The organism is Bradyrhizobium sp. UFLA06-06 (genome assembly GCF_054820065.1).
In genome coordinates, this window is record NZ_JADFUD010000053.1 from 1 (window position 1) to 16,935 (window position 16,935).

Genomic DNA, 16,935 nt, shown 5'->3' on the forward strand with positions numbered 1-16,935 from the left:
GTGCGCAATAGCGCACTAGGCCGGGACGACAGTGAGTGTGCGGCACGGTTTGTGAGTCATACGCCCGCATTCTTGCGACATGGTTTGTCCGAGTTGACAGGTTTGTGCCGAGTTGCCCGTCCGGCAGTCACGCAGCGCGTCACATTCGGCGCGCCGACAGCGCCGGCTTGTCCGGTCGCCCATGCAATGGCAGAATTGCACCATATTGTGCAAGATCGGACACGCCATGCCACTCATCCGGATCTGGGTCTATGACGGCATCCTCGCTTCGGGTGTGGCGGGGATTGTCGACGTGTTCACCGCCGCCAATTCGGTGACGGCGCGGCGGCCCCAGCGTCACAACGGCAAGCCGTCCCAGCTGCGGTGGCGCGTCGAGTCCTTGAGTGGCCGGCCGGTCCAGACGGCGTCCGGCCAGATCGTCGGCGTCGACGGACCGATCGGCGCGCGGTCTTCGGCAGACGCGGTGGTGATCCCGGGACCGTTCGTCGGCGATATCGAAAGGTTCTTTGCGCGGCTCGATACCGTCGAGCCGCTGCTCGCGGCGCTGCGGCGTCAGCATGAGCGCGGCACTTTGCTCGCCTCCTATTGCACCGGCAGCTTCATCCTCGCCGAGGCCGGCCTGCTCGACGGCAGGGTTGCCACCACCCATTGGGCCAAGGGGCGGACATTCGCGATGCGCTATCCGGCGGTGGATCTGCGCGTCGCCGAGATCCTCACCGAGCAGAACCGCATTGTCTGCTCGGGCGCGGTGACCACCTCGCTCAATCTCGCGCTTCGGCTGGTCGAGAAATTCGCCGGCGCCGACGTGGCCGCTGAGACCGGCAAGCTGATGCTGATCGACAGCAATCGCGTCTCGCAGGCACCCTATGCCAGCCGCGCGCGTGACACGCAGCACTCCGACGCGCTGGTGGCGCGGGCGCAGAGCATGATGGAGAAGTCGCTGCAACAGGGCTTCAGTCTGGCCAGGTTGGCCCGCGACCTTTCGGTCAGCGAGCGCACCCTGAACCGCCGCTTCAAGCTGGCGGTCGGCGAGGCACCCCTGCAATATCTGCAAGCGTTGCGTGTCGATGTGGCCAAGCGCCTGATCGAAACCACGCGGCTGAAGCTCGACGCGGTCAGCGCGCGCGTCGGCTACGGCGATCTGTCGACCTTCCGCCGGCTGTTCAAGCGCGAAACCGGGCTCTCGCCACGCGAATACCAGCGTCGGTTCGTGCGCAGGGCCGCCGCGAGCTGAGAACGCCGTGTCCGAATTTGCCCCCAAAATGGCGATACTGCCACTGCCGCCTGGAGCACGCCGCGCATAGACCTCGTGCTGTCAACAACAGGAGGTCTCTCAATGCCGATGATCGACGTGACAATTCCCGAAGGAGCCCTGAAGCCGGAAGCGGAAGCGCGGCTCATCAAGGAGCTCGGTGATATCCTGATCGGTCACGAGGGGTTCGATCCGGCAAACAAGGTCGCGCAAGGCGTCACCGTTGTCTTCCTGCATCGGCCGGCCGCCGTTTATGTCGCGGGCCAGCCATCGCCATCGCCGCGTTACCGGATTGTCCCGACCGTGCCGGAAGGCCAGTACACCGAAGCCTCGCGCGCGGCGCTGGTGAAGGACGTGACCGATGCGGTGGTACGCGCCGCCGGCGGTTCGTTCGAGGATGTGGCACCGCAGGTCTGGGTGTTTCCGACCGAGATCCCCGACGGCCAGTGGGGCAGCCGTGGTGTCATTCGTCCGCTGCCGGACATCCAGGCCTTCATCGCCGGCGAGCACGAGCGCAAGGTCGGCGAGGCGCGTCTGGCGCGACGGCGGCGCGTCAAGGCGCTGGAGTTGCTTGCGGGCGCGCTCGACGCGGCCCGCAAGGGCGTCGACTGACGCGGGCGCAGCCATGACATCTGACACGCATTTCAGGCTCGCGGCGGTCCAGGCCGCCGCTGTGCCATTCGATCGCGACGCCTCGGTGGAGAAGGCCTGCCGCCTGATCGGCGAGGCCGGCGCCATGGGAGCGACGATCGCCGCCTTCGGCGAGACCTGGCTGCCCGGCTATCCTTTCTTCTGTCACGCGCCGACCGGGCCGAGCACGTTTCGCGCGATGGCCGAATATCTCGACAACGCGGTCGAGATTCCCTCGCCCGCGACCGATCGGCTCTGCGCCGCCGCCGAGGCCGCCGGACTGGATGTCGTGATCGGCGTCGCCGAACGTGATGCCGTGACCAAGGGCACGGTCTACTGCACACTGCTGTTCATCGGCCGCGAAGGACGGCTGCTCGGCCGCTATCGCAAGCTGAAGCCCACCTTCAACGAGCGCTCGGTGTGGGCCGACGGCGACGCGGCGGGGCTGCGCGTGCATGAGCGGCCCTATGGCCGGATCAGCGGCCTCAATTGCTGGGAGCACAACACCATGCTGCCCGGCTATGCGCTGGCGGCGCAGGGGACGCAGATCCACGTCGCGGCGTGGCCGGGGCGGGAGCCTGCGGTGGCACCGCCGTCGCCGACGCCGCTCTGGCCGCGGCAGTTGTTGTTGTCGCGAGCGTTCGCCTCGCAGGCGGCCTGCTACGTCATCGCCGTCGGCGGCATGCGCTCGCACGAAGCGACACCGGAACGCTACCGCGAGCTCTCGACGATCGAGTACAGCGGTGACAGCGTCATCATCGATCCGCGCGGCGAGGTCATCGCAGGTCCGGCGCAGGGCGAGACCATCCTGATCGCGGACGGATCGCGGGAGGCCGTGCTCGCCGCCAAGGCGCTGTGCGATATCGGCGGTCATTATTCGCGCCCCGACCTGCTGCGGTTGATCGTCGATCGCAATCCACAGGAGCGGGTCATCGACTGCGGCTTCGCCGGGCGTGTCACGCCGGAGATGTGGGAGTGACGCGAACGGCGCGGGTATCCCGCGCCGTCAAAGCTGCTTGTAGCGAAGAAAGCTCGCTGCGTGTCACGAAGCTTCCTGCGGGATTGCGGATGGTGAGTCCTCGCCCTTGAGCTCCTCGAGGCTGCGGTGCCGCGGCTCGATACCGAGCGCCCATACGGTGATGATCTGCACGATGAGCAGTCCGATCATCAGGGCCATCACGCCGGCGACGCCGCGCGCTTCGAACAGCATCACGACCAGGAATGGTGTCACGATGGTGGCACCTCGACCGAGTGTGTTGACTATGCCGGATGCCCGCAGCCGTACCTCGGTCGGGAACAGTTCGGGAATATAGATGCCGAACAACAGCGCGACCAGGACATAGATCGGCACGGTCAGTGCGAAGCCGACGGCCGGCAGCAGCAACGGATCTGAGATCATCGGATAGATGACGCCGAGCATGATCGAGATCAGCGACGCGCCGATGATCGTGGGCTTGCGGCCCCAGCGGTCCGCGGTCAGGGCGCCGATCGCCGAGCCGATCGGCGCGCCAAGCGCCATCAACAGCGAGTAGCCGAACGAGGTCGCGACGGAGAGGCCCTGCTTGATGAAGAACACCGGCAGCCAGGTCACGAAGCCGTAGAGCAACGTATTGATGGTAATCAGGCATACCGCGCCGACGATCATGCGGGACAGCAGCGGCGCTGTGAACAGCGTGGCGAGATCGGGCGAAACCGGTGCCGGCGTTGCAGCCGCGGGCGCCGGCAAGGGCTGCCCCTGGGAAGCTTCCTTCTCGATCGCCTGCATCAGCGCCTCGGCCTCGGCGGTGCGTCCCACCGCCTCCAGCCAGCGCGGCGACTCCGGCAGCGACTTGCGCAGGTACCAGACGATCAAGGCGCCGACGCCGCCCAGCACGAACATCGCGCGCCAGCCGAATTGCGGGACGACGACCGATGCGACCAGCAGCGCGATGGGCAGGCCGGTCACGACGCAGACGGCGGTGAAGCCGAGCCACTTGCCGCGGCTCCGGGCCGGCACGAACTCGGTCATCGTCGAATAGCCGACGACATTTTCGGCGCCGAGACCGACGCCCATCACGAAACGGCAGGCAATCAGAAAGGCCATGTTTGGCGCAAACGCCGCCGCCAGGGACGCGATACCGAACAGCAGCAAATTGAACTGGTAGGTGAAACGTCGTCCGTAACGGTCGCCGAGGAAGCCGGTGCCGAACGATCCGAGCATCATGCCGACGAAGGTTGCGGAGATGAACGCGGCGTTTTGGGCGAGCGTCGAGAACCCGGTTTTCAGCGTCACGCCGAGCACAGTGCCGGCGATATAGATGTCGAAACCGTCGAAGAACATTCCGATCCCGATCAGGATCATGATCCGGCGATGGAATGGTCCGATCGGTAGCCGATCGAGGCGGCTCCCGGCATTGACCGATGTCGACATATGCGCTCTCCCCTTGACTGTTTCCTCGGTGATGCGGCCCGCCATCTGTGGGCGGTTTGCCGCTTTGCTTGACTGCGGCTAATTCAAGCGGCGCTGGCTGGCCGTGTCGCGGTACCAATCGAACGGCTGTTCGTGGGTCGCGACCATTACGCTCTTGGTGTTGAAATGATCGTCGAAGCTCTCGGTGCCGCATTCCCGGCCGATGCCGGAATCGTCGACGCCGCCCCAGGGCGAAGCCGGATCGAGCCGGTGGTGATCGTTGATCCAGACGATCCCGGCCTTGACCGCGGCGGCGACGCGATGGGCGCGCGCGACGTCGCGGGTGCGAATGGCGGCGGCGAGGCCAAAGGGCGAGTCGTTGGCGAGCCGGAGCGCGTCGGCCTCGTCCTTGAAGGGGGTCACCGAGGTGAAGGGACCGAACACCTCCTCCTGGAAGATCCGCATGTCGGATTTGACGTCGGCGAACACGGTCGGTTCGACGAAATAGCCGTTGTCGTGGCCTGCGACCTTTGCAGCCACGCCGCCGGTGAGCAGCCGCGCGCCGTCTTCATGACCGTAGCGCGCATAGCTGAGAACGCGGTCGCGCTGGCGTGCCGAGATCACCGGCCCAAGCTGTGTGTTCGGATCGAAGGGGTCGCCAATGCGGATGGTGCGGGTCTTGGCCTGCAGCTTTTCGACGAACTCGTCGTAGATCGAGGCCTGCACGATATGGCGCGACGCGCAAACGCAGGTTTGGCCGGCGCCGATGAAGGCGCCGAACGCGGCATAGTTGACGGCGCGGTCGACGTCGAAATCGTCGAATATCATCACCGGCGTCTTGCCGCCGAGCTCCATGGTCTGGTGCGCGAACACCTTCGCCGCGGCGCTGCCCGCGATGCGGCCGGCTTCGGTCCCGCCGGTCAGCACAAGCTTGTTGATGTCGCCATGCTCGGCGAGCATCTTGCCGGCGCTCTGGCCGAGGCCAAGCACGATGTTGAAGACGCCGGGAGGCAGTCCGGCCTCGCTGAAGATCTGGGCGAGCTTCAGGGTCGTCAGCGGCGTGTATTCCGATGGCTTGACCACGGTGACGCACCCGGTCGCCAGTACGACGGCAAGCGACTTGCACAGGATCATGAGCGGGTGATTGAAGGGCGTGCAGTTGGCGACGATTCCGATCGGCGTGCGCAGGGTGTAGTTCAGATACGCGCCTTCGACCGGAATGACGGAATCACGGCGCGACAGTGCGAGTCCGGCGAAGTAGCGGAAGAAATCCGGCAGGCGCGACAGCTGCGCGCGGGTTTCGTTGACGGGACGGCCGTTGTTCAACGTCTCCAGCCGGTACAGCGTGTCAAGATTGGCCTCGAACGCGTCGGCGAGCCTGTTGACGAGCCGGGCGCGCGCCCTCGTGTCCATCCTGCCCCACGCCTTGCCTTCGAATGCAGCGCGTGCGCTCTTCATCGCACGGTCGATATCCGCGGCGGTCGAATTCGGAATCCGGGCGATGACGTCGCCGGTCGCGGGATTGCGCACGTCGAGCATCTCGCCGTCTCCGGCCTCGACCTCGCGTCCGTCGATGAAGTTGCCGTGGATCTCGACGTCGATCGTCGCGGGCTTCGACGGAATGTTCATGATGACCTCTCTTCGACGATGACGGCGTTGCGCTTGAGTGCCGGCAGCACGCGCTTTTCGGTCGCCGCGATGTGAGCCTTGATGATGCGGGCCGCGGTGCGTGCCTCGCGCTGCTGCATGGCGTCGATCAATGCGACATGCTCGGCCACGAGCTTCGCCGGGTCGTGGCCCTTCAGATTGGAGACGCTGACGCGCACCAGCCGGTCGGCCTGGCCGATCAGGTCGCAGAGCGTGGTCGCCATGCGGCGGTTGCCCGATGCGTGCGCCAGCGCCGAGTGGAAGCCGCGATTGTAGGTGATGAAGTCCTCATGGCTGCCGGAGAAGCGGCGGAATTCATCGAGTGATTTCAGGATGCTGTCGGGCGCGCTCTCGATTGCTTCGGCGACGCAGGCCGGCTCGAGCGCAAGGCGGAAGCGCAGCAGATCGCGCGCGTCGGACAGCGAGATCGGATTGACCCGGTAACCCTGGCGGGGCTGCACCGTCACGAGGTGCTCGCGCTCGAGCCGCAGCAGGGCGTCCCGGACCGGCTGGCGGCTGACGGCGTAACGCTCGGCCAGATCCTGCTCTCGTATTTCATCACCGGGAGCAAACTGACATGATAAAATATCAGATCGCAGGTTTTCGTAGATATTTTCGCGGAGAAGGATCATCTAATTGGGGTCTCCTTCCCATTAAAATGCATTTTGTGAAATATCACGTCAAGCTAAAATCCTTGAAATCCGGGTGATTTGATTTATCAATCGTCCGCAGGGGCGCTTCGGAGCCCAAATGCGCGAATTTCGGGCGCGATTTGAAAGAGAGCGACGATGGACAGGCTTTTGGCCAACCGCACAGTCAACGCAGCCCAGTCGGGCGAGGGGCCGCCGTTGGTCCTGTTTCACTCGCTGCTGTCGGATCGCGCGAGCTTCGATGCGATCGTGCCGGAGCTTGCCCGGTCGTTTCGGACCATCGTGCCGGAACTGCCGGGTTTCGGTCGGTCGAGCGCGGTTGAGGGTGGCCTTGCCGCGATTGCCGACCGGATGGCGGATGCGGTGCATGATGCGGCTGATGGCACGCCGGCCATCGTGCTCGGCAATGGTTATGGCGGATTCGTCGCGCTGCAGATGGCGATCCGCCACCCGGCGATCGCGAGCCGGCTGATCCTCGCCGACAGCGGCGCGGCGTTCTCCGAGCCGGGCCGCGAGGCGTTTCGCAACATGGCCAGGGTTTCACGCGAGAAGGGGCTCGCCGCGATCACCGACATTGCAATGCGCCGGCTGTTCGCACCGGATTTCCAGGCGCAGCATCCCGCGCTGATGCAGGATCGCCGCGATGCATTCCTGCGCACCGATCTCAACGTGTTCTGCGCGGCCTGCGATGCGCTGGCGAGCCTCGATCTTCGTGCCGAACTACGCAGCGTGACCATACCGACGCTCGTCGTGGTCGGCGAATATGACGAGGCAACGCCGCCGCCGATGTCATACGAATTGGCAGGCGGTTTGCCGAGAGCGAAGCTCAGGGTCGTTCCGGGGTGTGCGCATGTCCCGCAACTGCAATCGCCAAAACTGTTCCTCGATACGATCGGCGATTTCCTGGCGGTCAAGCATAACGCCCCCGCCTGAGGCAGTGCATACGGCTGGATCGCGCCGCGGGTCACGCGGTGGCGTGCCGACAATTTGGGCAGAACGCCCAGCTAATGCCGTTTGACGCGACAGCATCTCTGCCTAGTCTGACCGGAGACGGAGATGAAACATGCGAGCGATCCTTGATCACTGCACCGGCGGTCGCAGGCGCAGCTTGCCGGCCGGCACGGATTTCATCGAGGAGGGCGGCAAGACCGGGCACCTGTTCGTGCTGCTCGAGGGCAAGGTGGAAGTCGTCAAGGGCGACAGCCTGGTGGCGGTCATCGACGAGCCCGGCGCGGTGTTCGGCGAGATGAGTGTGCTGCTCGACCGGGCGCACAGCGCCAAGGTGCGCACGGCGTCCGATTGCGTGCTGTACGAGTTCGACGACGCGGCGTCGTTCCTGCGCCAGCAGCCGGCGGTGGCGCTGCTGATCGCGCAGCTGCTGGCGCAACGGCTTCATGTCGCCACGACCTATCTCGCCGATCTGATGCACCAATATGCCGATCACGGCACCCATCTGGCGATGGTCGGCGAGGTGCTGCAGAGCATGATCAACCTGCCGCCGATGCAGGTCGCGCCAGGCTCGGATCGGCAATCCGATCCAAGGATATGAGCCAGTCCGGCGCATCGCGCAGCGGCGCTGCCGGCCGCGACAGCGGCGCCTTGAGATCGATCATCTGCGCATCGCCGGCGGCGAGCCAGAACGCCTTGTCCTGCGCGAGATCGAGCACGATGTAGACCGGGGGCCGACCGGGCTGCAGGCCGGTGTTGAACACCCAGGTCGCTCCGATCCGGTCGAACCACGAGCCGCTCTGGATGAACGGCGACTGATGCACATGGCCCGAGATCACCAGCGCCGGATGGTGGCGCCCGATCCAGCCGAGCAGCTCGGCGTCGCCGAAGAAGCGCTTGCCGCCCCAGCTGGTCGGCGAATCCGCCGGCGGGGCGTGATGGACCCAGACCCAGCGCTTGTGCGGCACCGCGGCTGCGGCGCGAAGCTGCTCGTCGATCCGCGCCTTGACCAGCGGGCCGTCCCACCACGGGCACACCGTGAACAGCGTGTCGCCGATGGCCAGATTGTCGCCGTCGCAGGCGACGCCGAACTCCCTGATGCCCGCGACCCAGCGCGCGATCTTCTCACCCTCCGGGTTGCGCTCGTCGAGGTCGTGATTGCCCGAGCAGAAGATCACCCGCGTAAGATCGGCGAGCCGTGACAGGTATTTCGTGACGACGACGATCTGGGCGCGGAAATCGACCGCCGAGCCGAGATTGAGCGCATCGCCGGCGAAGATCACGAGATCGAATTGCGGTGCCGCCGCCAGCAGCCAGTCGAACTGCGGCAACGAGTAATGCAGATCGGCGACGACAAGACAGCGCATCGGTGAAATCCGAATGCCCGGAAAACGGGCGGGGTCGCATGGCAATGAATTCAAACAAGCCAAATCGCAGCAAGATCTATGCCGCGCTGCGCGGGTCCGACGCGACAGATGTTCGCAGTGCCCGGCGAGTAGTTGGTCCTGCTGGCGCGGCGGTGGAGCGCGAATTTCGAAGCGACTTGAATTTTGCGCGGTTGTGCGCCGCTCAGGCAAGTGAGGTGAGCACGCCTGTCAGGCTCCCTCTCCCCTTGCGGGAGAGGGTGGGGAGAGGGGTGGCCCCGGGCGAGATTCTTGCGATGAGTGTCGGTCTCACAGTGTCGGCCGCGCCGTTCTGCAAATGGAGAGAGCACCTCGTATGGTACCCCTCTCCCCAACCCTCCCCCGCAAGCAGGGCTATCGCATATGGAAAGAAATCTGTCGGGCAGCGTCCTCGCGGCCGTCCTTCGAGACGCCCACCTTCGGCGGGCTCCTCAGGATGAGGATCTTGTTTTGCGGCAAAATCGTAGACCCTCATGGTGAGGAGCGCCGCTTGCGGCGCGTCTCGAACCACGAGGCCGAGTTACCTCCGCAGCCGCCGAAGGGTCATATGCGATTGCCCTGCCCGCAAGGGGGGAGGGAGCCCTTCCGCCGGTGCGTCCCTTACGGGAGCGCGAGACAGCACACGCGCTGCATGCTCGCGCCGCCGCTCACGCCCTTGCCGTGGCGTGGACGAAGGTCACCTCGATCAGCGTGCCGGTGCGGCCGCCGGTCCTGATCTGGAATTTGGCGCGATTGGCTTCGACCAGCGCCTTGGTCAACGACAGGCTGACGCCGCCGGAGCCGGCCTGATCTGATGGCGTCGGGGCGCGGAACGGCTCGAGCGCCGCGGCGACCTCGTTGTCGTTGAGGCTCTGCCCGGTGTCGCGCACGCGCAGCATCACCTCGCCGAAATCCGACAGCGCGGTCGAGACGATCACCTGGCCGCCGGCATTGGCGAGATGGATCGAATTGCCGATCAGGTTCAGCGTGATCTGGCGCAGCGCGCGGGCGTCGGCGACCACAGGCGGCAGCGTGTGGGCGAGCGAGGTGCGGATGATGATGCGCTCGCGGTTGGCCTGCGGCTGCATCACAGCGACGCAGCTCTCCACCATCTCGTTGAGATTCTGGCTGGCGAAGGCGAGGTCGAGCTTGCCGGTCTCGATCCGCGAGAGGTCGAGCAAATCGTTGACGATCGCGATCACCCGCTCGCCGGAGGCGCGGATGTCCTTCATGTATTCGACATAGCGCTCGTTGCCGAGCGCGCCGAAGCGCTCGCCGATCATCACCTCGGCGAAGCCGATGATGGCGTTGAGCGGCGTGCGCAGCTCGTGGCTGATCCGCGCCAGCATGTCGGACTTGGCGTTGGCGGCGCGTTCGGCGAGCCGCCGCGCCTCGCGCAATTCGCCCTCGCTCTTCCTGGTCTGCGACAGATCGCGGAACACGGCGAAGAAGTTCGGCCCGTCGGCGCGGGTGCGGCCCATCGTCACCGACAGCGGGATGATGCCGCCCTGGCGGACGCGCCCGAGCGTCTCGCGGCCATGGTCGAGCAGGCTGGCGACGCCGGCGGATTTCAGGCTGGTGAGATAATCGAAGATGCCGTGCTGGCTTTCCGGAGCGAACAGGTCGGCGAGCTTGCGGGTGACGAACTCGTCGCCGTCATAGCCGAACAGCGCCTCGGCGCTGCGGTTGCAGGAATGGATGTTGCCCTCGGCATCGAACATGATGATGCCTTCGGCCGCGGTGTCGAGGATCGCGCCGAGCTCTTCGGCGTCGGCCTGGCCGGCCTGCGGCTCAGCCGGCGCAAGCAGCGGCTCCGCGGTAGCCGCCGGCTCCGGCTCCGGTTCGGAGAGCGCGGCGGCGATCGCGGCATCCTCGTCCAGCGTGCGCGAGAAGATCAGCGCCAGCGCGGAATCGTCGTCCCAGGTGATGGTGTGCAGCCGCGCCTCCGCGGACACCGACTGCGCGCCGTGCTCGGTGCTCTGGTTCGCGGAGATCGTCACCGGCGTGCCGGTGCCCGACGTGCTGCTCGCCTGCGAAACGCCGGGCTCGACATAGAGCGCGTCGAGGCCACCGGCGGCTTCCAGCGCGTGCAGGCTGCCATGGCCCATGCGTGAGAGGAAGGCGTGGTTGGCATAGAGCAGGCGGTCGAGCCGGTAGATCAGGACGCCGACCGGCAACAGATCGAGCAGCGCACGGTCGCGCCGGGAGTCGGCGCGCGGCGCCGGCTCCGCCGCAGCGAGCCAGCTGGCCTTTGGCGTTTCCGCCGGCGGCTCCAACTGCGCGGGCGTCTCCTGTGGCGCCGTCTCTGCTTGCTGCGGCGGTTCGCTTGCGGGCGCCGCTTCGGCGAGCGGCTCGGCCGGCACGCCGTCGTTCGTCGTGGCGGTAATGCCGGCCTCATTCTCGAGCCGCGCCGACAATTGACGGGCGAGCTCGTTGAAGGCGTTGTTCTCGACCGGCGTCAGCGACGGCGGCCGGGTGTCGCCGGCGGGACGGAACGGCACCACATTCGGTGGCGGGTCGTGACGCACTTCGTGCGTTTCCTCGTGCGTTTCCACGGCGTGATCCGGATCGGCTCGGTGTGAAGTCTCTGCGGCTGTCGGCTCGGTCAATTCCTCGGGTGGTGCTGCTGCGGTCGTGTCGGGCGGCGGCTCGGCGTGCGGCGGAGGATTGTCCGGCGGCGCGGCGGGCCCGGGCGGCGCGGCAGTGCGCGGCGCCGGCGCGACATCGGCCGACAGCGACCGCGGCGCGACCGTGCCGCTGAAGAACTCATAGCGGCGCAATGCGGCGAGTCGCGCAAGCCCGTCGAGGTCGCGACACACACCAAAGCCGCGGTAACCGGCGAAATTCCTGGCGCGATCGAATACCGGCAGGCCGGACAGTTCGACCGGCAGCCGGCCGCCGCCGTCGACCGGCCAGTGCAGCGTGATGCCGCTCCAGGTGTCGTGGCTGGCGAACGCCTGCATCACGCGGCCCTCGGGATCGAGGCCGAAACTCTCGGCGATATCGCTCCACAGCCGGCCGAAGCCCGCCGCGGTGTGCAGGCCGATCAGGCGGGTGAATTCATCCGAGCCGAGCGAGAAGCGGGCCTCGTGGTCCATCTGCCACATGAAGCGCAGCGGATGCCGCCGCACCGGCAATGGCTCGTCGAGCCAGGATGGCGGTGGCACCGGCGCCAATGTCGCGGGCTCGGGCTCGGCGGCAGGTGGCGGCGCGGGCGCATCCGCGATCGCATAAGGCGAGAGGACGGGGTCGGCCGGCGGCGCTGATGTTTCCGGCGCGTTTGCGGTCGCTTCGAGATCAGGCGCGGGCCCCGGCACAAGCTGTTCGACCTGCGTCTCAGCGGGCGCCTCGATCAGCGCTTCCGACAGCGACTCCTCGATGGCGGGAGTTTCGTCGGGCGTGGTGTCAAATACGGCGGTCTCGACGGGTGTTGAGTCTGCGGGCGCCTCTTGTCCTGCCGATGGAGCTGTGTCCGCGGGCTCGGATTCAGCGGCACCGACGATCGGCGCGATCGCGACACGTTCTTCCAGCTGCGGATCGAGCGCATCGAACAGCGTGAAACTAGCTGGTGCTGCGCTGGCTGGCGCGGGCGCCTGGTCATGCGCAACGGCTTGCTCGACAGCGGCCGGTGCGGGTAGCGGCTCCGCCGCTGCGGCTTCTTGCTGTGCTGGTGCTGTGGGCGCCTGTGCTTCCGGCGCCGGCGTCTCTGGCGCAACCGGCTCAGGCACGATCGGCGCCGCCGGCTTTGCGGCGAGATGCGGCGCCGGCTTGATCAACGCGACCAGCGCGCGATCGGCGCCGTGGCCGATCCGCTGCAGCACGACGCGGCCGATCGCAACGCTCGCCGCCGCGCGGCCCTGCGCCAGCGCCTCGCCGCGCGCGGCATCGAGACCGGCTTCGGTGAGATCGTGCGGGCCGGGCAGCGCACGCGCCGCCTCATTGGTTGCGACCAGTAGTCCGTCGCTGGTGAAGGCGGCGGCTGGACGCGGCAAACCCTGCACCAGCCGCAGCAGGCGTTCCGCGAGCGGCATGCCGCGGCCGGTCGCATTGAGCGCGGTCATCAGGATGCCGTGGCTGCCGTCCGGCAGGTCGATCCGGGTGCAGCCGCAGGTCGCGAGCATGCCGGGCGCCGCGCCAAAGCCGCGCAGCCGCTCCAGCCGGACCGCGCCATTGGCGTTCAGGCCGTGGCCGAGCCGCGCGATCTGGCGGCGGTGCGGCTCGGCCGGGCCGAAGCTGCGCTTTGCCAGCTCGGCGCCGTTGGCGGCACCGAATACCTGCGCGCCGATCGGATTGGCCCAGAGAATCCGTGCGCCGTCGGCCGCCCACAGCCATGCCGGCAGGGCGCCCGTCGCATGATTCGCCAGCCTGACATCGCCGAGCGCCTGGATCTGGAATTCCGCGTCACTCATCACGCAAGATTTGACCGCATGGGTTTGGCTTTCTTCCTTAAGCTCAGCCGAAGGCTCGGCAGCCGCAGGACGACAGCCTTAACAGAAGGTTAGTATCGCAACTGGGGGGCGGCAGGTCCATGTCCGCAAGCGAAACTGCCCCCGCCAAAGCCGGGATAACGTTAACTTGGCTGAACGATCCACAGCCGTTCGGCGTTGTCGGGCAAAGAGAGGTCGCTGCGAGCCGCGCGATGCGGAACCAGGCGGCGCCGCGTCACACCGGCGATTGCAGTGCCACGATATATTCTGCCGTCTATCTTGCCCTGGGCCCGCAGGGCCAAGCGACGGGCCGATCAGCAAGCGAGGGAGAGCGACCATGAGCGACAACGGGCGTGACCATTTCGAGATCCCCAAGTTCGAGATTCCCAAGGACATGCGGTCGATGGCGGAGGCGAGCTTCGATCAGGCGCGCAAGGCGTTCGAGCAATTCGTGACCAACGCCAAGGACACCGCCGGCAAGATTGAGGAGAGCAACGCCACGATGCGCGCCGGCGCCAAGGACCTTTCGGCCAAGGCGCTGTCCTATGCCGAAAAGAACGTGCAGTCGTCGCTGGACTACGCCGAGGCGCTGCTCAAGGCCAAGGACCTCAGCGACGTCATGCGGCTGCACAGCGAATATGTGCAGGGCCAGATGCGCTCGCTCGCCGAGCAGGCCAGCGAAATGGGCCAGGCCGTCAGCCGCGCCGCGATGGACGCGGTCAAGCCGAAGAACTGATCGAGAAGCATTGGCCGCGGCCGACCCTGGCGCGTTCAGCCTCGGTCGGCCGCGGTAACCTTATATTCCGCCACATAAAAAATATGGCGTCGCACGCGATCTTACGTTGCGTTGCACAAAATTGACATGATATGGGTGTTTATTAGGCGCGCCCGACGAAGGGCACTCCCGTGAATCAAGGCAGCGTGATCCATTTCAGCGCTCCCGGCCTGATGGGCTCCGGGACGTCCGCAATGGTCACATCTACTCACCCGTTGCGAAGGATTACACGTATGACCAACCCGTCCGATCCGTTTTCCGCCTCGATCATTCCGTTTGAAGTTCCCGAGCAGATGCGTGCGTTCGCCGAGAAGGGCGTTCTGCAGGCCCGCGACAGCTACGCCAAGTTCAAGGACGCTGCCGAGACCCACAACTCGACGGTCGAGGCCGTGTTCACCTCGGTGAGCAAGGGCGCCAGCGAGTATTCGGCCAAGCTGATCGAATTCTTCAAGGCCAACACCACCTCCTCGCTCGACTTCGCCCAGGAGCTGTTCAGCGTGAAGTCGCCGACCGAAGCGGTCGAGCTGTGGACGTCGCACGCCCGCAAGCAGTTCGAGACCTACACCGCGCAGGCCAAGGAACTGGCCGAGCTCGGCCAGAAGGTCGCCAGCGAGACCGCCGAGCCGATCAAGGCCAGCGCCTCGAGGTTCTACAAGCCGGCCGCCTGATCGCTGCCATCTAGGAGACCAGCGAAAGGCCCGGGCCGAAGCGGTCCGGGCCTTTTTGCTGGCCAAGGGCCCGTCGAGCGGCCCGACATAACAGCGGAAATCGGCGCGTTACGGCCTTGCCAAAGCGCGGCGTTGCACCTAGTTTCCGCCCGAAATCGCCGCCCCGCTCGAGCGGGCCGCGCGTCAGGATGCAGTTGTAGCTCAGTTGGTTAGAGCGCCTGTCTGTGGAACAGGAGGTCGGTGGTTCGAGCCCACCCAACTGTACCATCCGCAAGATCACTCAGCGCGACATCGCAAGATCAGACCATCGCAAGGTCGCTCGCCCTTATCGCCCGGCGTGTCATCGCGTCCGCTTGCACTTCTCTGTCCCGTCACCCAAACTCCCCGAAACGACGCCTTAACGACGCCTTGGTGACACCTTTGGGGGGATGCATGGGGACCGCCGGTTCAAGGAGTTTTTCGTTTGCGTTGATATCAGGCATCGCCCTGGCGGCGCTGCTGGTGCCGGGCCGGAGTGAGGCCTACACGCCCGACCAGCAGCAGGCCTGTACGCCGGATGCGTTCCGGCTTTGCAGCCCCGAGATTCCCGACGTCGATCGCATCACGGCCTGCATGATCAGGAACAAGGCGCAGCTGTCACCGGCCTGCCGGTTGTTCTTCCGCGCAGGGCCCGAGGCAAGCGAGCGCGTGGAGCGGCGGCCTGCCAAGCGGAAGGTCTCCAAATCGCACAAGGCGAAGAAGCCGGCCCACTGATCTGGCCCGCATCGCGCGCAGGCGAGGAGTCGCCAGCTTGACGCGTGTCGTCGCGCAATCGTGCGCTTCGCGCGAAAATACGCGCTAGACCGTCAGACCGCGATTTCAAGGCTGCGATGCGCGACAGACTGACGCCTTGTGACGCTGTCACGCAGCATCATCTGTGGGACTTGTGTGGTTTGCCAAATCTGTTCCGCTCGTGGAACGGATGGAGTGGGGACGCGTGAGCGAATACTACAAGCAAGAGATCGATCGGCACTTCGCCTGGTTTGAAGCCAAGCTCCCGGAAAAGCCGGCGCGCTTCGTCGCGTGGCTGCGCAAGCCGTCGTCGCGCTATGTGCGGATTCCGCTCGCGATCCTCCTGATCATCGGCGGCATCTTCAGCTTCCTGCCGGTGCTCGGACTCTGGATGCTGCCGCTCGGACTCCTTTTGTTCGCGCAGGACGTTCCGTTCCTGCAGAAACCGACCGCGCAATTGCTCGGCTGGATCGAGCGCAAGTGGATCGAGCGCGAGCGCGCAAAAGCTGCCGGAAAACGCTAGGCACTGAGTCAAATCAAACGCTTAGCGCTTCCATTTGCGGTTGCGTCATAAGTTCGGTGTGACTCAAAAAGCAAAACGCACCGGTAATCTTGGCCACTTTGCGGATTGCAAGAAATTTTTTCTTTCGCGAATCAGCGTGCTGATTCATTTTCGCCTCCTGGGGTCAATCTGGAGGCCAACGTATGAACGTGATTGTTTTCGCTTCGCGTAAGGGGGGCTCGGGAAAAAGTACCCTGGCTGCTCACCTCGCCGCGCAAGTGCACAAGGCAACGAAGCCCTGTCTGCTGATCGATGCCGATCCGCAGGGCTCGCTGACTCTCTGGCACAAGCTGCGCGGCACCAACGAGCCGGCGATCAAGACGGCAGTGAACTCGGTCAGCGGGATCATTGCCCAGGCCAAGCGTGACGGCATCGAGTGGGTGTTCATCGACACGCCGCCGAACCTCTCGGCCGTGGTCGACGACTCCATCAAGAACGCCACGATGGTGATCATTCCGGCGCGGCCCGGCGTGTTCGACGTCAACGCCGTGCAGGAAACCATCCAGACCTGCCGCTCGATGCGCAAGCCTTATGCCGTCGTGATCAACGGCGCGCCCGCGCAGCGTGACGGCGCCGAAAGCCGCATCGTCGCGATCGCGCGCGAGGCGCTGGCTAAATTCCGCGCGCCGGTGTGGAGCGGCCAGATCACCAACCGCGCCGATCTTCTGATGGCGCTCGGCCAGGGCGAAGGCGCCCGCGAATATTATGCGGAAGGCCGCGCCGCCGCCGAGATCAATCGGCTGTGGGCCGCGATCGAACGCTCGATCAAGGCGATCCGCGGCACGGCGTCGGCGTCCGGTACGATGCACAAGCAAGCGGCGTAACAACGCCGCT

General features: G+C 65.9%; 16 protein-coding genes and 1 tRNA gene. 11 read left to right on the plus strand and 6 right to left on the minus strand.

Going from position 1 to position 16,935, the window contains the following annotated elements:
• The first annotated feature begins 226 nt into the window (after positions 1-226).
• The 3 genes from IF803_RS32025 (at position 227) to IF803_RS32035 (ending at position 2,861) form a co-directional block, all read left to right on the plus strand.
• Positions 227-1,234: a GlxA family transcriptional regulator gene (locus IF803_RS32025; protein ID WP_461194824.1), complete on the plus strand. Its 1,008-nt coding sequence runs from the start codon at positions 227-229 to the stop codon at positions 1,232-1,234.
• Positions 1,235-1,336: 102 nt separating this feature from the next.
• Positions 1,337-1,864: a tautomerase family protein gene (locus IF803_RS32030; protein ID WP_137478992.1), complete on the plus strand. Its 528-nt coding sequence runs from the start codon at positions 1,337-1,339 to the stop codon at positions 1,862-1,864.
• Positions 1,865-1,877: 13 nt separating this feature from the next.
• Positions 1,878-2,861: a carbon-nitrogen hydrolase family protein gene (locus tag IF803_RS32035; RefSeq protein ID WP_461194826.1), complete on the plus strand. Its 984-nt coding sequence runs from the start codon at positions 1,878-1,880 to the stop codon at positions 2,859-2,861.
• Positions 2,862-2,924: 63 nt separating this feature from the next.
• On the opposite strand, the gene IF803_RS32040 is transcribed toward IF803_RS32035, so the two are convergent.
• The 3 genes from IF803_RS32040 to IF803_RS32050 all read right to left on the minus strand — a co-directional run bounded on the left by IF803_RS32040 (position 2,925) and on the right by IF803_RS32050 (position 6,550).
• Positions 2,925-4,292: an MFS transporter gene (locus IF803_RS32040; protein ID WP_461194827.1), complete on the minus strand. Its 1,368-nt coding sequence runs from the start codon at positions 4,290-4,292 to the stop codon at positions 2,925-2,927.
• Positions 4,293-4,370: 78 nt separating this feature from the next.
• Positions 4,371-5,900: an aldehyde dehydrogenase gene (locus tag IF803_RS32045; RefSeq protein ID WP_461194829.1), complete on the minus strand. Its 1,530-nt coding sequence runs from the start codon at positions 5,898-5,900 to the stop codon at positions 4,371-4,373.
• Positions 5,897-6,550, minus strand: coding sequence for a GntR family transcriptional regulator (locus tag IF803_RS32050; RefSeq protein WP_080667160.1), 654 nt, complete (start codon positions 6,548-6,550; stop codon positions 5,897-5,899). The genes IF803_RS32045 and IF803_RS32050 overlap by 4 nt, the downstream gene beginning before the upstream one ends.
• 156 nt (positions 6,551-6,706) lie before the next feature.
• Here IF803_RS32050 and IF803_RS32055 point away from each other — a divergent pair, with 156 nt between their 5' ends.
• Entirely contained in the window at positions 6,707-7,501 is a 795-nt protein-coding gene (locus tag IF803_RS32055; protein ID WP_461194830.1) for an alpha/beta fold hydrolase, read from the plus strand.
• A gap of 130 nt (positions 7,502-7,631) precedes the next feature.
• A complete protein-coding gene (locus tag IF803_RS32060; protein ID WP_016842321.1) occupies positions 7,632-8,117 on the plus strand; it encodes a Crp/Fnr family transcriptional regulator in 486 nt (161 codons plus the stop codon).
• Here IF803_RS32060 and IF803_RS32065 read toward each other — a convergent pair.
• Positions 8,056-8,883: a metallophosphoesterase family protein gene (locus IF803_RS32065; protein WP_461194831.1), complete on the minus strand. Its 828-nt coding sequence runs from the start codon at positions 8,881-8,883 to the stop codon at positions 8,056-8,058. The two genes, IF803_RS32060 and IF803_RS32065, sit on opposite strands and share 62 nt — an antisense overlap.
• Positions 8,884-9,566: 683 nt before the next feature.
• The gene (locus IF803_RS32070) at positions 9,567-13,307 is read right to left on the minus strand and encodes a histidine kinase dimerization/phospho-acceptor domain-containing protein (RefSeq protein WP_461194832.1); all 3,741 of its coding nucleotides are present in this window, start codon (positions 13,305-13,307) and stop codon (positions 9,567-9,569) included.
• A 355-nt stretch (positions 13,308-13,662) separates the two neighbouring features.
• Here IF803_RS32070 and IF803_RS32075 point away from each other — a divergent pair, with 355 nt between their 5' ends.
• From IF803_RS32075 to IF803_RS32095, 5 genes are all read left to right on the plus strand, one after another.
• Positions 13,663-14,061 (plus strand): phasin family protein, encoded by a 399-nt coding sequence (locus tag IF803_RS32075; RefSeq protein WP_038387364.1) that lies wholly within the window; start codon positions 13,663-13,665, stop codon positions 14,059-14,061.
• Positions 14,062-14,333: 272 nt separating this feature from the next.
• Entirely contained in the window at positions 14,334-14,768 is a 435-nt protein-coding gene (locus IF803_RS32080) for a phasin (RefSeq protein ID WP_461194834.1), read from the plus strand.
• Positions 14,769-14,958: 190 nt separating this feature from the next.
• A tRNA-His gene (locus IF803_RS32085) sits at positions 14,959-15,035 on the plus strand.
• Positions 15,036-15,200: 165 nt separating this feature from the next.
• A complete protein-coding gene (locus IF803_RS32090) occupies positions 15,201-15,521 on the plus strand; it encodes a hypothetical protein (RefSeq protein ID WP_461194835.1) in 321 nt (106 codons plus the stop codon).
• Between the two features lie 208 nt (positions 15,522-15,729).
• Positions 15,730-16,062 carry a hypothetical protein gene (locus IF803_RS32095; protein ID WP_461194836.1) on the plus strand — a complete coding sequence of 111 codons (333 nt, stop codon included), beginning with the start codon at positions 15,730-15,732 and terminating at the stop codon, positions 16,060-16,062.
• Between the two features lie 13 nt (positions 16,063-16,075).
• Here IF803_RS32095 and IF803_RS32100 read toward each other — a convergent pair whose 3' ends face one another.
• Positions 16,076-16,210 (minus strand): hypothetical protein, encoded by a 135-nt coding sequence (locus tag IF803_RS32100; RefSeq protein ID WP_256521274.1) that lies wholly within the window; start codon positions 16,208-16,210, stop codon positions 16,076-16,078.
• A gap of 34 nt (positions 16,211-16,244) precedes the next feature.
• Here IF803_RS32100 and IF803_RS32105 point away from each other — a divergent pair, with 34 nt between their 5' ends.
• Positions 16,245-16,925 carry a ParA family protein gene (locus IF803_RS32105; protein ID WP_028336032.1) on the plus strand — a complete coding sequence of 227 codons (681 nt, stop codon included), beginning with the start codon at positions 16,245-16,247 and terminating at the stop codon, positions 16,923-16,925.
• Positions 16,926-16,935 lie beyond the last annotated feature (10 nt).

Excerpts from the sequence above, each read along its gene's own strand:
- IF803_RS32025 (WP_461194824.1), top strand. The coding sequence starts at position 227 with ATGCCACTCATCCGGATCTGGGTCTATGACGGCATCCTCGCTTCGGGT.
- IF803_RS32030 (WP_137478992.1), top strand. The coding sequence starts at position 1,337 with ATGCCGATGATCGACGTGACAATTCCCGAAGGAGCCCTGAAGCCGGAA.
- IF803_RS32035 (WP_461194826.1), top strand. The coding sequence starts at position 1,878 with ATGACATCTGACACGCATTTCAGGCTCGCGGCGGTCCAGGCCGCCGCT.
- IF803_RS32040 (WP_461194827.1), bottom strand. The coding sequence starts at position 4,292 with ATGTCGACATCGGTCAATGCCGGGAGCCGCCTCGATCGGCTACCGATC.
- IF803_RS32045 (WP_461194829.1), bottom strand. The coding sequence starts at position 5,900 with ATGAACATTCCGTCGAAGCCCGCGACGATCGACGTCGAGATCCACGGC.
- IF803_RS32050 (WP_080667160.1), bottom strand. The coding sequence starts at position 6,550 with ATGATCCTTCTCCGCGAAAATATCTACGAAAACCTGCGATCTGATATT.
- IF803_RS32055 (WP_461194830.1), top strand. The coding sequence starts at position 6,707 with ATGGACAGGCTTTTGGCCAACCGCACAGTCAACGCAGCCCAGTCGGGC.
- IF803_RS32060 (WP_016842321.1), top strand. The coding sequence starts at position 7,632 with ATGCGAGCGATCCTTGATCACTGCACCGGCGGTCGCAGGCGCAGCTTG.
- IF803_RS32065 (WP_461194831.1), bottom strand. The coding sequence starts at position 8,883 with ATGCGCTGTCTTGTCGTCGCCGATCTGCATTACTCGTTGCCGCAGTTC.
- IF803_RS32070 (WP_461194832.1), bottom strand. The coding sequence starts at position 13,307 with ATGAGTGACGCGGAATTCCAGATCCAGGCGCTCGGCGATGTCAGGCTG.
- IF803_RS32075 (WP_038387364.1), top strand. The coding sequence starts at position 13,663 with ATGAGCGACAACGGGCGTGACCATTTCGAGATCCCCAAGTTCGAGATT.
- IF803_RS32080 (WP_461194834.1), top strand. The coding sequence starts at position 14,334 with ATGACCAACCCGTCCGATCCGTTTTCCGCCTCGATCATTCCGTTTGAA.
- IF803_RS32090 (WP_461194835.1), top strand. The coding sequence starts at position 15,201 with ATGGGGACCGCCGGTTCAAGGAGTTTTTCGTTTGCGTTGATATCAGGC.
- IF803_RS32095 (WP_461194836.1), top strand. The coding sequence starts at position 15,730 with ATGGAGTGGGGACGCGTGAGCGAATACTACAAGCAAGAGATCGATCGG.
- IF803_RS32100 (WP_256521274.1), bottom strand. The coding sequence starts at position 16,210 with ATGAATCAGCACGCTGATTCGCGAAAGAAAAAATTTCTTGCAATCCGC.
- IF803_RS32105 (WP_028336032.1), top strand. The coding sequence starts at position 16,245 with ATGAACGTGATTGTTTTCGCTTCGCGTAAGGGGGGCTCGGGAAAAAGT.